Annotated in this window: 17 protein-coding genes, 2 tRNA genes and 1 pseudogene; 12 read left to right on the plus strand and 8 right to left on the minus strand. The window is 68.6% G+C overall.

Features of this window, described 5'->3' with window-relative positions; translation table 11 throughout:
- The first annotated feature begins 28 nt into the window (after positions 1 to 28).
- The 6 genes and pseudogenes from gatC to DEU34_RS06300 all read left to right on the plus strand — a co-directional run bounded on the left by gatC (position 29) and on the right by DEU34_RS06300 (position 5,642).
- Entirely contained in the window at positions 29 to 328 is a 300-nt protein-coding gene (gene gatC / locus DEU34_RS06275) for an Asp-tRNA(Asn)/Glu-tRNA(Gln) amidotransferase subunit GatC (RefSeq protein WP_121149275.1), read from the plus strand.
- Positions 325 to 1,857 (plus strand): Asp-tRNA(Asn)/Glu-tRNA(Gln) amidotransferase subunit GatA, encoded by a 1,533-nt coding sequence (gatA, locus tag DEU34_RS06280; RefSeq protein ID WP_121149276.1) that lies wholly within the window; start codon positions 325 to 327, stop codon positions 1,855 to 1,857. The genes gatC and gatA overlap by 4 nt, the downstream gene beginning before the upstream one ends.
- A complete protein-coding gene (gatB, locus tag DEU34_RS06285; RefSeq protein ID WP_121149277.1) occupies positions 1,857 to 3,386 on the plus strand; it encodes an Asp-tRNA(Asn)/Glu-tRNA(Gln) amidotransferase subunit GatB in 1,530 nt (509 codons plus the stop codon). Before gatA ends, gatB begins: the two co-directional genes overlap by 1 nt.
- A gap of 42 nt (positions 3,387 to 3,428) precedes the next feature.
- Positions 3,429 to 4,691 (plus strand): annotated as a pseudogene (locus tag DEU34_RS06290) (DNA polymerase IV); the annotation flags it as partial.
- 62 nt (positions 4,692 to 4,753) lie between these two features.
- The gene (locus tag DEU34_RS06295; RefSeq protein ID WP_121149279.1) at positions 4,754 to 5,074 is read left to right on the plus strand and encodes a hypothetical protein; all 321 of its coding nucleotides are present in this window, start codon (positions 4,754 to 4,756) and stop codon (positions 5,072 to 5,074) included.
- Positions 5,049 to 5,642, plus strand: a complete 594-nt coding sequence (locus DEU34_RS06300) for a hypothetical protein (RefSeq protein ID WP_121149280.1) — start codon at positions 5,049 to 5,051, stop codon at positions 5,640 to 5,642. The genes DEU34_RS06295 and DEU34_RS06300 overlap by 26 nt, the downstream gene beginning before the upstream one ends.
- A 1-nt stretch (position 5,643) precedes the next feature.
- On the opposite strand, the gene DEU34_RS06305 is transcribed toward DEU34_RS06300, so the two are convergent.
- From DEU34_RS06305 to DEU34_RS06330, 6 genes are all read right to left on the minus strand, one after another.
- Positions 5,644 to 6,153 (minus strand): DUF2017 family protein, encoded by a 510-nt coding sequence (locus DEU34_RS06305; RefSeq protein ID WP_121149281.1) that lies wholly within the window; start codon positions 6,151 to 6,153, stop codon positions 5,644 to 5,646.
- The gene (gene clpS, locus DEU34_RS06310; RefSeq protein ID WP_183042371.1) at positions 6,150 to 6,455 is read right to left on the minus strand and encodes an ATP-dependent Clp protease adapter ClpS; all 306 of its coding nucleotides are present in this window, start codon (positions 6,453 to 6,455) and stop codon (positions 6,150 to 6,152) included. Before clpS ends, DEU34_RS06305 begins: the two co-directional genes overlap by 4 nt.
- Positions 6,446 to 6,796, minus strand: coding sequence for a metallopeptidase family protein (locus tag DEU34_RS06315; RefSeq protein WP_121149282.1), 351 nt, complete (start codon positions 6,794 to 6,796; stop codon positions 6,446 to 6,448). The genes clpS and DEU34_RS06315 overlap by 10 nt, the downstream gene beginning before the upstream one ends.
- Positions 6,797 to 6,872, minus strand: a tRNA-His gene (locus DEU34_RS06320).
- 37 nt (positions 6,873 to 6,909) lie between these two features.
- Positions 6,910 to 7,536 (minus strand): oligoribonuclease, encoded by a 627-nt coding sequence (orn, locus tag DEU34_RS06325; RefSeq protein ID WP_121149283.1) that lies wholly within the window; start codon positions 7,534 to 7,536, stop codon positions 6,910 to 6,912.
- Positions 7,537 to 7,577: 41 nt separating this feature from the next.
- Positions 7,578 to 7,650, minus strand: a tRNA-Arg gene (locus DEU34_RS06330).
- 94 nt (positions 7,651 to 7,744) lie between these two features.
- On the opposite strand from DEU34_RS06330, the gene DEU34_RS06335 reads away from it, so the two are divergent.
- A complete protein-coding gene (locus tag DEU34_RS06335) occupies positions 7,745 to 7,954 on the plus strand; it encodes a methyltransferase (protein ID WP_121149284.1) in 210 nt (69 codons plus the stop codon).
- Positions 7,955 to 7,972: 18 nt separating this feature from the next.
- Here the strand turns inward: DEU34_RS06335 and DEU34_RS06340 are convergent, their stop codons facing one another.
- A complete protein-coding gene (locus tag DEU34_RS06340; protein ID WP_121149285.1) occupies positions 7,973 to 8,572 on the minus strand; it encodes a YitT family protein in 600 nt (199 codons plus the stop codon).
- Positions 8,573 to 8,633: 61 nt separating this feature from the next.
- Between DEU34_RS06340 and DEU34_RS06345 the strand changes: the two genes are divergently transcribed.
- From DEU34_RS06345 to DEU34_RS06370, 5 genes are all read left to right on the plus strand, one after another.
- On the plus strand, positions 8,634 to 10,052 hold the full coding sequence (locus DEU34_RS06345; RefSeq protein ID WP_121149286.1) for a PLP-dependent aminotransferase family protein: 1,419 nt from the start codon (positions 8,634 to 8,636) through the stop codon (positions 10,050 to 10,052).
- Between the two features lie 478 nt (positions 10,053 to 10,530).
- A complete protein-coding gene (gene ssb, locus DEU34_RS06355) occupies positions 10,531 to 11,064 on the plus strand; it encodes a single-stranded DNA-binding protein (RefSeq protein WP_121149287.1) in 534 nt (177 codons plus the stop codon).
- Between the two features lie 22 nt (positions 11,065 to 11,086).
- Positions 11,087 to 11,569 (plus strand): DUF6993 domain-containing protein, encoded by a 483-nt coding sequence (locus DEU34_RS16200; RefSeq protein WP_310793502.1) that lies wholly within the window; start codon positions 11,087 to 11,089, stop codon positions 11,567 to 11,569.
- 47 nt (positions 11,570 to 11,616) lie between these two features.
- Positions 11,617 to 13,296, plus strand: coding sequence for an energy-dependent translational throttle protein EttA (ettA, locus tag DEU34_RS06365; protein WP_121149288.1), 1,680 nt, complete (start codon positions 11,617 to 11,619; stop codon positions 13,294 to 13,296).
- Entirely contained in the window at positions 13,289 to 13,828 is a 540-nt protein-coding gene (locus DEU34_RS06370) for a thioesterase family protein (protein WP_259460047.1), read from the plus strand. The genes ettA and DEU34_RS06370 overlap by 8 nt, the downstream gene beginning before the upstream one ends.
- Here the strand turns inward: DEU34_RS06370 and DEU34_RS06375 are convergent.
- Entirely contained in the window at positions 13,804 to 14,691 is an 888-nt protein-coding gene (locus tag DEU34_RS06375; protein WP_183042372.1) for an acyl-CoA thioesterase II, read from the minus strand. The two genes, DEU34_RS06370 and DEU34_RS06375, sit on opposite strands and share 25 nt — an antisense overlap.
- Positions 14,692 to 14,728 lie beyond the last annotated feature (37 nt).

Consider the following 14,728-nt stretch of genomic DNA (forward strand, 5'->3'; position numbering starts at 1 on the left):
CGTCGCCGCGCAGACCTAGACTGGGGGAGTGTCTGAAATTACCCCCGATCTCGTGCGCCATCTCGGCGTGCTCGCCCGGATCCAGCTGAACGACGAGGAGGTCGAGCGCCTGACCGGCCAGCTCGACGCGATCGTCGACAACATCGCGAAGGTGTCGCAGGTCGCGACCCCCGACGTCGTCGCGACGAGCCACCCGGTGGCGCTGGAGAACGTCTTCCGAGCCGACGTGCCCGGCGGGGAGCTGAGTCGCGAGCAAGTGCTGCAGAACGCGCCTGATGCCACCGAAGACCGATTCCGCGTGACCGCGATCCTGGGGGAGGAACAGTGAGCGACCTCACTCGTCTGAATGCCGCCGACCTCGCCTCGGCGCTCGCTCGCGGCGAGGTGTCGAGCGTCGAGGCCACGCGCGCGCACCTCGACCGCATCGCGGCCGTCGACGGCGACGTCCACGCCTTCCTGCACGTCAGCGACCACGCGGTCGCTGTCGCCGAGGACATCGATCGGCGACGGGCCGCGGGCGAGCAACTCGGTCCCCTCGCGGGCGTGCCGCTCGCCATCAAAGACGTGCTGGTGACCACCGACATGCCGTCCACGAGCGGCTCGAAGATCCTCGAGGGGTACATGTCGCCCTACGACGCGACGGTCGTCGCGCGCTCGCGCGCTGCGGATCTCGTCCCCCTCGGCAAGACCAACATGGACGAGTTCGCCATGGGGTCCTCCACCGAGCACTCGGCGTACGGGCCGACGCGCAACCCGTGGGACCTCGATCGCATCCCCGGCGGTTCCGGCGGGGGCTCGGCCGCCGCGGTGGCCGCCTTCGAGGCTCCTCTCGCCCTCGGTTCCGACACCGGAGGCTCGATCCGTCAGCCGGCGCACGTCACCGGCACCGTCGGCGTGAAGCCGACCTACGGCGGCGTCAGCCGTTACGGAGCGATCGCGCTCGCCTCGAGCCTCGACCAGGTCGGCCCCGTCACTCGCACGGTGCTCGACGCGGGCCTCCTGCACGACGTGATCGGCGGGCACGATCCGCAGGATTCGACGTCGCTGACCGACGCGTGGCCGTCGTTCGCCGACGCCGCGCGGGACGGCGCCCGGGGCGACGTGCTGCGCGGTCTGAAGGTCGGCGTGATCAAGGAACTGCCCGACAGCGGGTTCCAGGCCGGAGTGTCCGCGTCGTTCCGCACGTCGCTGGCGGCCATGGAAGCGCAGGGCGCCGAGATCGTCGAGATCAGCGCTCCCCACTTCGAGTACGGGGTGGCGGCCTACTACCTCATCCTCCCGGCGGAGGCGTCGAGCAACCTGGCGAAGTTCGACTCCGTGCGCTTCGGCCTGCGCGTCACGCCTCCCGGAGGTGCGACCGTCGAGGAGGTCATGGCCGCCACGCGCGAAGCAGGCTTCGGCGACGAGGTGAAGCGCCGCATCATCCTGGGCACCTACGCCCTGTCGGCCGGCTACTACGACGCCTACTACGGCAGCGCGCAGAAGGTGCGGACGCTGATCCAGCAGGACTTCGCCGCCGCGTTCTCGGCCGTCGACGTCATCGCGACGCCGTCGGCGCCGACCACCGCATTCCGCATCGGCGAGAAGATCGACGACCCGCTGCAGATGTACCTGAACGACGTGACTACGATCCCCGCAAACCTCGCTGGTGTACCGGGTATCTCGATCCCCTCCGGACTCGCCGAGGAGGACGGGCTGCCCGTGGGCATCCAGTTCCTCGCGCCGGTCCGTGAGGACGCCCGCCTGTACCGCGTCGGCGCGGCGCTCGAAGCGCTGCTCGTCGACTCGTGGGGCGGCCCCCTGCTCGACCGGGCGCCGGTCCTTCGACAGGCTCAGGCAACGGAAGGTGTGGCGTGATGGCCAAGAGTGCACTGATGGACTTCGATGAGGCGCTCGAGCGCTTCGAACCCGTGATGGGGTTCGAAGTCCACGTGGAGTTGAACACCGCGACGAAGATGTTCTCGGGCGCGCCCAACCCCGCCAACGAGGCCAACCACGGCGCCGCAGCGAACACCCTCGTGGCACCGGTCGACATGGGGTTGCCGGGGGCGCTCCCCAACGTCAACGCCGAAGCGGTTCGTTACTCGATCAGTCTCGGCCTCGCGCTCGGATGCTCGATCGCTCCGTCGAGCCGTTTCGCCCGCAAGAACTACTTCTATCCCGACCTGGGGAAGAACTACCAGATCTCGCAGTACGACGAGCCGATCGCGTTCGAGGGCGAGGTCGAGGTGGAGCTGGCCGACGGCACCCTGGTTCGCGTGCCGATCGAGCGCGCCCACATGGAGGAGGACGCCGGCAAGCTCACGCACGTCGGAGGCGCGACCGGGCGCATCCAGGGCGCGGAGTACTCCCTCGTGGACTACAACCGTGCGGGGGTCCCGCTCGTCGAGATCGTCACCAAGCCGATCTACGGGGGCGAGCACCGTTCGCCCGAGATCGCGAAGGCCTACGTTCAGGCGATCCGCGACATCGTGCTCTCGCTCGGCATCTCCGAGGCGCGGATGGAGCGCGGAAACCTCCGCTGCGACGCGAACGTCTCCCTCCGGCCGCGCAGCGCCGCCGGCGAGGAGCCGGCACCGCTGGGAACGCGCACCGAGACGAAGAACGTGAACTCGATGCGTTCGGTCGAGCGCGCCGTGCGGTACGAGATCCAGCGGCAGGCGGCGATCCTCGCCGGGGGAGGATCGATCACCCAGGAGACCCGTCACTGGCATGAGGACACCGGGACGACCTCGCCGGGACGGCCGAAGTCCGATGCCGACGACTACCGGTACTTCCCCGAGCCCGACCTGCTTCCCGTGGCACCGTCGATCGAGCTGATCGAGGAGCTGCGCGCACAGCTGCCCGAGCCGCCGGCGGTGCGTCGTCGCCGGTTGAAGGCCGATTGGGGCTTCACCGACCTGGAGTTCCAGGACGTGGCCAATGGCGGTCTGCTCGCCGAGGTGGAGGCGACGGTGGCTGCGGGCGCGAGCCCGGCATCGGCGCGCAAATGGTGGACCGGCGAGATCAGCCGTATCGCCAACGCCGCCGACCGCGAAGCATCCGATCTCATCGCTCCGGCCGACGTCGCCGCGCTGCAGAAGCTCATCGACTCCGGAACGCTCACCGACAAGCTCGCCCGCCAGGTGCTCGAGGGCGTCGTCGCGGGGGAGGGCACGCCGCAGGAGGTCATCGACGCGCGCGGGCTCGCGGTGGTTTCCGACGATGGCGCGCTGATCGCCGCGATCGACGAGGCGCTGGCGTCCCAGCCGGATGTCATGGCGAAGATCCGCGACGGCAAAGTGCAAGCCGCCGGAGCGATCATCGGTGCCGTGATGAAGGCGATGAAGGGTCAGGCCGACGCGGCGCGCGTGCGCGAGCTGATCCTGGAGCGCGCCGCCCAGTGATGGTCTCCTCGCCGCGATGTCGGTGGGGAGGGCGAGAATCGAACCATGGGTCGAGCTGACGGATCGGGGCGCATCGTCTCGTCGGATGCGGCGGACGACACCGGAGCAGGAATCCTGCACGTCGACATGGATGCCTTCTACGCGTCGGTGGAGATGCTCGACGACCCGTCGCTGCGCGGTAAGCCGATCATCGTCGGAGGCACCGAGGGGCGCGGCGTGGTGTCGGCGGCATCGTACGAGGCACGCCGATACGGTGTGCGGTCGGCGATGTCGATGGGGCAGGCGCTGCGCCTGTGCCCGATGGCGACAGTGGTGAGCCCGCATTTCGATCGCTATGTCGCGCTGTCCAAGCAGGTGATGTCGATCTTCTCCGACGTCACCCCGTTGGTGGAGCCCCTCTCGATCGACGAGGCATTCCTCGACGTGCGCGGCGCGCGCCGTCTGTGGGGGAGTCCCGGCGTGATCGCGCGTGCGCTCCGTCAACGCGTGCGCGACGAGACCGGTCTCACGTGCAGCATCGGTGCGGCGGCGACGAAGCACGTCGCCAAGATGGCCTCGACGATCAGCAAACCCGATGGGCTCTTGATCGTGGCCGAGCACGAGACGGCGGCGTTCCTGGCTCCGCGACCCGTCCGTGCGCTCTGGGGGGTGGGGCCCAAGGCATCGGAGGCTCTCGAGTCCCGAGGTATCCGCACCGTCGGCGACGTGCTCGGCACGCCTCGTCCCGTACTCGATCGAGCCCTCGGCGCGGCCATGGGCGAACGCATCTGGAACCTCGCGCGAGGCATCGATGTGCGCGAGGTCGACACGACCCGCGTCGAGAAGAGCATCGGCCACGAAGAGACCTTCTCCGACGACATCTCCTCGACCGACGTTCTGCACGTCGAGCTGCGCCGCCTCGCCGATCGGGTGGGCGCGCGCCTCCGCGGTCACGGGGTCGAGGCGTCCACGATCGCCATCAAGGTGCGCTTCTCGGATTTCACCACGCTCAGCCGATCGCGCACCCTCGCCGAGCCGTCGGCGGTCGGTCAGCGCATCGGCGAGGCGGCGATCGAGCTCTTCGACGCCATCGAGCGCCCGCTGCCCGTGCGGCTGATCGGAGTTCGTGCCGAGAAGCTCCGCGCCCCCTCGTCGGGCTTCGCCCTGTGGGACGACGACGAGGAGTGGCGCCGGGTCGAGGGTGCGCTCGACGACGCGACCGCGCGCTTCGGCAAGGGCGTCATCACGAGGGCGGCTCTTCTCGGACCGATGCGTGACACGGGGGCGTTGCCGTCGCATCCCCGCCCGTCTTCTGACAGGCGGTGATCCGCGCATCTCGCCGCCGTCAAGGCCTGGGAACCCGGAAGTCCGACGGGTACGGTGGGGGCATGCCCAACATCGCACTAGAGCTCGGTGAGCAGTCCGCCTCCTTCGGAGTGAAGTCCTCCTACGGTGAGCAGCAGGACGTCGACGGCGTCCGCCTCATCCCGGTGGCACTCACCTGGACCGGTTTCGGGGGCGGCTCCGACGAGTCCGGCAACGGCGGTGGCGGTGGCGGCGGGTACTCTCTGCCGCTCGGTGCGTACATCCGTCGCGGCGACGATCTGCGATTCGAGCCGAACATCGTCGCTTTCGCCGCGGTGGCCATCCCGCTGGTGTGGGTGGTCGGACGCGCGCTCAGCCGTGTCATCCGCGCACTCAAGAAGTAGCGTCGATCCGGTCGCTCGCGCACTCGACGCGGCTGTCGCACGCGTCCTCGACTCCGTGATCGGGGTCGAGGCCGCCAACCCCGTCATCCTGATCGACGGGCAGAGTGGTGCGGGCAAGACCACGCTCGCGCGGCGCATCGTCGAGAGATGGCCCGTGCAGGGCCGCGTGCAGTCGGTGGCGCTGGATTCCCTCTATCCCGGATGGGATGGGCTCGAGGCGGGAGTCGAGTACGCGCGCGGGGCCATTCTCATGCCGCATGCGCGCGGATTGATCGGAGTGTGGCATCGCTGGGATTGGGTCGAGGGCGCCCGCGCCGAGGCGAGCGCCGTCGACCCTTCGCTGCCGCTGATCGTCGAAGGGTCGGGACTCCTCACCCCGGCCACGGCGCGTCTCGGCGATGTCAGGGTCTGGTTGGAGTCTCCGGCACCGGAGAGACGCAGGCGCGGTATCGCGCGTGACGGTGAGACGTACGAGCCGCACTGGAATCGCTGGGCGGCGCAGGAGGAAGCGCACATCGTCCGGGACGACCCGACCGCCCACGCCACGCTCGTCCTGGCGGTACCGTGAATCAGCGCGAGGCCTCTACCGCCTGAACGAGACCGTCGAGGCGGAAGCCCAGCCACTCGTAGATTCCGAAGCGGGGGTCATCCTCGTCGTGGTCTTCTTCCGCTTCGATCCCAAGCCGCGATGCGAGCACGAGCCGTATAGCCGCGAGTGAACGCATCCATGCCCCCGACTCTTCGTCGTCCAGGGTGAGTACGAAGGCGCGCGTCAGTTCGGCCTCGTCGGCGGTTGCGATGTCGAGCTCGGGCCCGCCGGTCGAGAGCGACGCGAGCACCACGTCGGCATCGTGCTGACGTCGGTCGAGCAGGTCGGAACCCGTGAGTCTGCGGAACTCGGCGGAGGCATCGGCGTCGTCGGCATAGGCGTCGGGGAGGAGCCGTGCCACGGCCGGATCGGGGGGAGCTGCGCCTTCGATGGAGGTGGCGTCGAGGAGTTCGACGAACTGCCTCACCATCCCGGACAGGTGCACGGCCTCCATGGCCGAGATCTCGAGGACGACGATCCTGCCGGTCATGACGACGTTCCATTCCGCACGGTCGCCCACAGGCCGTAGTCGTGCATCGCTTGGGTGTGCAGTTCCATCTGTTCGCGCGGTCCGTGCGCGACGACCGCGTGCCCCTCGTGGTGCACCGCGAGCATCAGGCGGGATGCCGTGTCGGCGTCGAAGCCGAAGTACTCCCGGAAGACATGCGCCACGTAGCTCATGAGGTTCACCGGATCGTTCCAGACCACGGTCTGCCAGGCGTCGTCGCCGACCCGATCCGTGTCGAGGTGCTCTCGGACGTCGGTAAGCGTGAGTGAGATCATCAGGCCCATCCCAACTCGTGCAGCCGCTCATCATCGATGCCGTAGAAGTGCGCGATCTCGTGCACCAGCGTCGTGTGCACCTCGTCGCGGAGTTCTTCCTCGTCTTCGCACACGGCGAGATGGGCCTCGCGGTAGAGGATGATCCGATCGGGCAGCTCGCCGACGCCGTAGCGTTCCCGCTCGGTCAACGCCCAGCCGTCGTAGAGGCCGAGCAGGTCGAGACTGCCGTCTTCTGCTCTGTCTTCGACGACGAAGACGACGTTGTCGAGACCGTCGATCATCTCGTCGGGAAGCCGGTCGAGCTCGTCTACGACGATTCTTTCGAACGCGTCGGCATCCAGGTCATGCATTGGGGTGAGTAACGGGGCTCGAACCCGCGACATCGGCCACCACAAGGCCGCGCTCTACCAACTGAGCTATACCCACCATGTCTCCCGCTCGCGCGGGCAACCCAACGATTCTCTCACACTCCCACCGGGAACGACGACACGGTGGCGGCCGCGGCTGCCTTCGCTGCATCGCTGGTGGGCCCGGGCTCGGGCACGAACACCGCCTGACGGTAGTACGCGAGTTCACGGATCGATTCACGGATGTCGGCGAGCGCGCGGTGCCCGCCGTCTTTCGCAGGCGCGTGGAAGTACGCACGCGGGAACCACCGACGGGAAAGCTCTTTCACGCTCGAGACGTCGATGTTCCGGTAGTGCAGCCAGCGATCGACGCGCGGCATGTACTTCGCGAGGAACATGCGATCGGTGCCGATCGTGTTGCCCGCCAGCGGCGCCTTGCCCTCCACCGGTGCGAAGCGCTGGATGTACTCCAGCGCGTGGAACTCGGCGTCGGCGAGGCTCACGCCGTGGGGGATCTCTTCGAGCAGTCCGGAGGAGCGGTGCATGTCGGTGACGAACTCGCTCATCGACGCCAGGGCCGAGTCGTCGGGTTTGATGACGATGGAGAACCCGGGGTCGAGGATGCGGAGATCGAAATCGGTGACGACGACGGCGATCTCGACGAGTTCGTCGACATCGAGATCGAGTCCCGTCATCTCGCAGTCGATCCAGACAAGTCGATCGTTCTCGGAGGCAGCCACCATGCGCCTCAGTCTAATGACGGGCGTCGACACGCGGTGTGGAGTCCCCCAGGCACGATTCGAACGTGCGACAAACGGATTAGAAGGCCGTTGCTCTATCCACTGAGCTACTGGGGGCCGACGACCAGAGTAGCGGGGGTCGCACCGGCGTGCACTGGCGCGAGCTCCGCGCCAGGCGTAGCGTCGGCAGAACAGGCGTAAGGAGTCGACGATGACCGAAGCGAAGACGCGCAGGCTGTGGGTGGCCTATGGGCCGGCGGGTGCCGTGGGCAAGATCCAGACGGACGAGGAGTCGTACGTCGTCCAGATGGCGGGCGCGAACGAGGAGCTCGGGCGGTACCCGACCATGGAGATCGCCAAATCCGCCCTCACCGCGCATCTGAAACCCGGGTCCGAGCGCCCCGAGTTCCGCGAGCACTGAGCGAGGAGCGCCGGGCGGTCAGGCTTCGACCCGCACCCGGCGTCGTTCTCCGAGGTCGAACAGCGGCAGCGCGTGGTGCACCAGCGGTCCGATGCAGATCGCGAAGATCACGGTGCCCACTCCGACGGTGCCGCCCAGCAGCCACCCGGCGATGAGCACCGAGCTCTCGACGAGGAGCCGGCACACCCAGATCGGCCACCCGAGACGGCGGTGCAGACCCGTCATGAGGCCGTCCCGCGGGCCCGGCCCGAAGGCGGCCCCCAGGTAGAGGCCGGAGGCGAGCGCGACGAGCAGGATTCCGCCGACGAGCATCGCGCCGCCCGTCCAGAGGTCCGGTGCGGCGGGCACGAGCGCCATGGTCGCCTGTATCGACGTACCGACGAGAGCGACATTGGCGATGGTGCCGATTCCGGGCCTCTGCCGGAGCGGGATCCAGACCAGGAGCACGAGCGCACCGAGGATGTTCGTCACCCAGCCGATGCCGATACCGGTGTGGATCGAGATGCCCTCGGCGAAGACGGTCCACGGGTCGACGCCCCATCCGGCACGGATGGTCAGGGCGCACCCGGCGCCGTACAGCATCAGACCGATGAGGAGTTGAAGGATGCGTCGTGCCATGCCCACATCCAATCACCGGATTGGATCACCTCGAAGAGTCCAATCTATGTAATCTGGACCCATGGACTCACGGATATCGGCTCGCGCCCTCGCTGCCTCGCTGGGTGGGTGGCGTTCGAAGGAGCCCGTGTACGAGGCCCTCGCGGACGGTATCCGGCTGTTGTGCCTCGACAATCGGATCGCGCCGCGCACGGCGCTCCCGGCGGAGCGTGAACTGTCTGCCGAGCTGCGCCTGAGCCGCACGACGGTGGCGGCCGCCTACCGGAGCCTGCGGGACACCGGGCACATCGAGAGCGTTCGCGGCTCCGGCAGCATCACTCTGCCGCTGCGGCGCACGGATCCTGGGCACCGCGCCACCGGCGACGAGACCATCGACCTCCAGCAGGCGAGCCCACCGGCCTGGCCCGGGCTGGCCGGCGTCATCACCGAGGTCGCCGCCGGTGCGGCGACACTCGTCTCCACCGTCGGCTACGACATCGTCGGCCGCCCCGGTCTGCGCGATGCCATCGCCGCTCGCTACACGGCTCGGGGGATTCCGACCTCGCCCGACGAGGTGATGATCACGACAGGGGCGCAGAGCGCCATCCACCTGATCGCCTCGGTGCTGCTGGGGCGTGCCGACAGAGTACTCATCGAGACACCCACCTACCCCCACGCCGCCGACGCCTTCCGTCGAGCCGGAGCTCGCATGGTCGGCGTTCCGGTGACGACGTCGGATGGCTGGGACCTCGACCGCGCCGAGCAGGCGTTCGCGCGAACCCTTCCGGTGCTGGCGTACCTGATGCCCGACTTCCAGAATCCGACGGGTCGCACGATGACGGCGCAGGAGCGCGCCATCATCGCCGCCGCCGCCGACCGCTCGGGCACGCTCGTCGTCGTCGACGAGACCACGTCCGATCTCGACATCGATCGGGCGGTCGAGCCGGAGCCGTTCGGCGGGGGCCAGGCCTTGATCCGACTCGGGTCGCTCGGGAAGACGGTGTGGGGTGGCCTGCGGATCGGTTGGATCCGTGCGGAGGTCGAGCTCATTCGCCGCCTGGTCTCGGCGCGGGCGGTGCACGACCTCGGCACGCCGGAGATCGAACAGGCGGTCGCGGAGGCGCTCCTTCCGCGTCTCGACGAGATCGCCCATCAACGCGCCCACCTCCTGCGGCAGGGGCGCGATGCCGTCTCAGCCGCACTGCGCGAGCGGCTTCCCCAGTGGCGGGTGCCCACCGCCGATGGAGGAGTCTCGCTGTGGGTCGAACTGGATGCTCCGCTGAGCTCCGGGTTGGTCATGGCCGCGCGAGCGCGGGGGTTGTACCTCTCGGCCGGTTCGCGCTTCGCGGTCGAGGGCGGCTACGACCGCCACCTGCGCGTGCCCTTCACGGCCCCGGCGACGACCCTCGTCAGTGCCGTGTCGATCCTGGAGCAGGTCTGGCCGACCGTGCACGACGGCGCTCCTCGCGCCCTCGTCGACAGCTTCGACGCCGTGGTCTGAGCGTCATCGCTGATAGCGCAGACAGTCGAACGCGTCGGAGACGGCCCAGAATTCGCCGAGTGAGCGGAACGTTCGCGTGCCGCCGTGGTAACGCTCCGCACGGAACTTCCACTCGTCGCCGCTCGGGATGGCTCGTACGTGACCTAGCGGTCTTCCCTCTGCGTCCGCCACTCGCCACAGCGTCGGCGCCGCACGGGTGAGGCGCACCCAGGGCGGTAGGTCGAATATCGGGGCTCCCCGCTCCAGCGTCTGCATGATCGTTCCTCCGTTCGAGTTCGAAGGTATGTCCACCCTCCGACATCGCCTCCTCCCATCGGCGTTTCGCCGATCGGCTCCTCCCCACCGGGGGCAGAGGCGTGGTCATCCCCAGAAGACCGATGGGCGCCGCCCCTCCGCCGGTCCCACGGCGAAGCTGGATGCGCTTCGGCGCCCGACGGGCACTCGGGTGCCGAAGCATCCTCGACGGAAAGGAACAGGAATGGCCGACACGATCACGTTCACGGGCAATCTCGCCGCGGAGCCGGAGCAACGAATCCTCGGGGGCGGTGTGTCCGTCACCAATTTCCGCGTCGGGTCCACGCATCGCCGGTTCGACAAGCCGACCGAACGATGGGTCGACGTCTACACGAACTGGTACCAGGTGTCGGCCTACCGCGCGCTCGGCGAGAACGCCTTCGCCTCGCTCCACAAGGGGGATCGCGTGATCGTCACGGGTCGCCTGCGTCTGCGTGAGTGGGACAACGGCACCAAGCGCGGTCTGGCGGTCGAGGTCGAGGCGGACGCCGTCGGGCACGATCTGCTCCGGGGCCGCACGACCTTCCACAAGATTGGCGCCGCCGCCGAGCCCGGCCCGTCGGGGCCTGCGGTCGGGGCCGTCGCGGAGCAGCCGGAGCCGGCGCCGGCGGCCGCGGGCGTGTCGCCGGTGGCCGCGACCGATGCCGGCGGGTGGGGCATTCCCGCCGCGACGGTCGACCGTGCGCCGGAGGCCGAGCTCGCCGACACTCCGTTCTGAGGTGCGCCCGTAGACTCGCAGCGTGATCGGATCCACAGCCTCCCGCCGTGCCGGCCTCGTCGTGCTCGCCGTCGCCGTGGCGACCGCCCTGACCGGGTGCACCGACTCGCCCGAGCCCGCACCGACCGCGACGGCCTCGCTCACCCCGACGGCCGAAGCGGCGCCCACGGCCGAGGCTCCGACGCTCGTCCCCGAGGGCGATGCATCGGCGAACCTCCCGTATTTCTCGCAGATCGTGCAGTCGGTCGCCGCCGGACCCGACACCGGGCGTGCGTATGTCGACGCCCTGGTCGCCGGGGGCTTCGACAAGGGGGCCATGCAGGTCACCGAGAACCAGTCGACCGTCGGCAATGCGGCGGAGAGCATGCAGTTCTCGGTGCGGTGGGGAGACGAGTGCCTGATCGGTCAGGTCGGCCCCTCGACAGGACAGCCCGTCGCCGTGGTCATGCCGGGACTCGCGGCCGGTCGGTGCCTCGTGGGCAACACCCGCCCGATCGATTGGTGACCCCGCGCCCCGGCCGGGCCGGCTCGCGCCCCTAGACTGGGAACGATATGGCTGAGTACATCTATCAGATGGTCCGCGCGCGAAAAGCCGTGGGCGACAAATTGATCCTCGACGACGTCACGATGTCGTTCCTCCCCGGCGCGAAGATCGGAATGGTCGGTCCGAACGGCGCCGGTAAGTCGACGATCCTGAAGATCATGGCGGGAATGGACACTCCCTCCAACGGCGAGGCGAAGCTCAGTCCGGGCTTCTCGGTCGGCATCCTCATGCAGGAGCCCGAACTCGACGAGACCAAGACCGTTCTGGAGAACATCCAGGAGGGCATCGCCATCAAGGCGAAGGTCGACCGCTTCAACGAGATCTCGGCGCTGATGTCCGACCCCGACGCCGACTTCGACGCGCTCCTCGCCGAGATGGGCACCCTGCAGGAAGAGATCGACGCCGCCGACGCGTGGGATCTCGACTCTCAGCTCGAGCAGGCGATGTCGGCATTGCGCACGCCGCCCAGCGACGCGGCGATCGCCAACCTCTCGGGTGGCGAGAAGCGACGCGTCGCGCTCACCAAGCTCCTCCTCCAGAAGCCCGACCTGCTGCTCCTGGACGAGCCCACCAACCACCTCGATGCCGAGAGCGTGCAGTGGCTCGAGCAGCACCTGCAGAAGTACGCCGGCGCCGTCATCGCCATCACGCACGACCGATACTTCCTGGACAACGTCGCGGAGTGGATCGCCGAGGTCGACCGCGGTCGCCTCATCGGTTACGAGGGCAACTACTCGACCTATCTCGAGAAGAAGGGTCAGCGCCTCGAGGTGCAGGGCAAGAAGGACGCCAAGCTCGCCAAGCGCCTCTCCGAGGAGCTCGAGTGGGTGCGCTCCAACGCCAAGGGCCGCCAGGTCAAGTCGAAGGCTCGACTCGCCCGCTACGAGGAGATGGCCGCCGAGGCCGACCGCACGCGCAAGCTCGACTTCGACGAGATCCAGATCCCGCCGGGGCCGCGCCTGGGCAGCATCGTGATCGAGGCGAAGAAGCTGCAGAAGGGATTCGACGGGCGCTCGCTCATCTCGAACCTGAGCTTCAGCCTGCCGCCCAACGGAATCGTGGGCGTGATCGGTCCGAACGGCGTCGGCAAGACGACTCTCTTCAAGACGATCGTGGGCCTCGAGCCCGTCGACGGCGGCGAGGTCAAGATCGGCGAGACCGTCAAGATCAGCTACGTCGATCAGAACCGATCGAACATCGACCCCCAGAAGACGCTGTGGGAGGTCGTGTCCGACGGACTCGACATCATCACGATCGGCAAGGTCGAGATCCCCTCGCGCGCCTACGTGTCGAAGTTCGGCTTCAAAGGCCCCGACCAGCAGAAGAAGGCGGGCGTGCTCTCGGGTGGAGAGCGCAACCGTCTCAACCTGGCGCTCACCCTGAAGGAGGGCGGCAACCTCCTCCTCCTCGACGAGCCGACGAACGACCTCGACGTCGAGACGCTGAGCTCGCTCGAGAACGCACTGCTCGAGTTCCCCGGCTGCGCCGTGGTCATCACCCACGACCGGTGGTTCCTCGACCGCATCGCGACGCACATCCTCGCGTACGAGGGCACCGACGAGAACCCCGATCAGTGGTACTGGTTCGAGGGCAACTTCGAGGCGTACGAGGCGAACAAGATCGAGCGGCTCGGTCCGGACGCCGGCAACCCCAGCCGCTCGTCGTACCGCAAGCTCACGCGTGACTGACACGTCTCCGGAGCGGGGGAGCGCCATCGAACCGGATGCTGCGCGCCCCCGCATCCACGTGCCCATCCACCTGCGATGGGGCGACCTCGATGCGCTCGGGCACGTGAACAACACCTCGATGCTGAAGCTGCTCGAGGAAGCTCGGCTCCGAGCGTTCTGGAAGGGCGACGGCGAGGCCGATCCTCTTCCTACCGCCGTCTTCGAGATGGACGTGCTCGAGAGCGGCGGGTCGCGCGCAACGCTCATCGCGCGCCAGGAGATCGAGTACTACCGGCCCGTGCCGTACGGGCAGCGACCCCTCGACGTGCAGATGTGGATCGGGCGCATGGGCGGGTCGAGCGCCGACATCTGCTTCGAGGTCTACAGCCCCCTGGGCGACGAGGCCCCGGTGCTCTACGCGCGCGCGACGGCGGTCGTGGTGATCGTCGACACCGCGAGCGGGCGGCCGACTCGTTGGAGCGAGCTGGAGCGGGCGGCGTGGGCGCCGTTCATCTCGGCGCCCATCGACTACCGGCGCGGCTCCGCGTCCTGACGCACCCGCACCATGACCTCCTGCGCGATGCTGGCGACGAGCGCGCCGTCGCGCGAATAGATCCGCCCGTTCGACAGTCCGCGGCCGCCTCGGGCGCTGGGTGACTCCTGCACGTAGAGCAGCCATTCGTCGACGCGTGCGGGGCGGTGCCACCACATCGCGTGGTCGAGGCTGGCAACCTTGAGCCCGGGGGTCGCCCACGCGATGCCGTGCGCGCGCATGATCGATTCCTGGATCGTCATGTCGCTCATGTACGCGAGGGCTGCACGGTGGATTCCCGCGTCGTCGGGCAGGGTGCGCTTCACGCGCATCCACACCGCCTGCCGAGCCACGGGCTCGTCGACCTCGACGTAGATCGGCGACGGCACGTGTCGGACGTCGACGGGGCGTTCGCGGAAGATGCGCCCGGAGTGCGGGTGGGCGCGCACGATCTCGCTCTCGATGTCGGGCAGCTCGTCGGGGTCGGGGTACCCCCCGGGCATGGGCGCCTGATGCTCGAGACCGGGATCCTCGTCCTGGAACGAGGCGATCATCGAGAAGATCGGCACGCCGGACTGGTAGGCCTGGGTACGCCGGGTCGAGAACGATCGCCCGTCGTGGATGCGATCGACCGAGAACGTGATGTCGGCGCTGGCGTCGCCGGGCCGGAGGAAGTACCCGTGCATGGAGTGCGGCGCGCGATCGGCCGGGAGGGTGCGGGATGCGGCGACCACCGACTGGGCCAGCACCTGTCCGCCGTAGACTCGTCCGCCCGGCATCGCTTGCGAGACACCGGTGAAGATGTCCTCCGTCGTTCGGGCGCCCGCATCGCGCAGATCGAGCACCGCGAGCAGCGAGGCGACGGGATCGAGGGCGTCAGACACGTGGTTCTCCCGTTCCGACGAGCATCCGCCCGCCGCT

Source organism: Microbacterium sp. AG1240, from assembly GCF_003635115.1.
GTDB lineage: Bacteria > Actinomycetota > Actinomycetes > Actinomycetales > Microbacteriaceae > Microbacterium.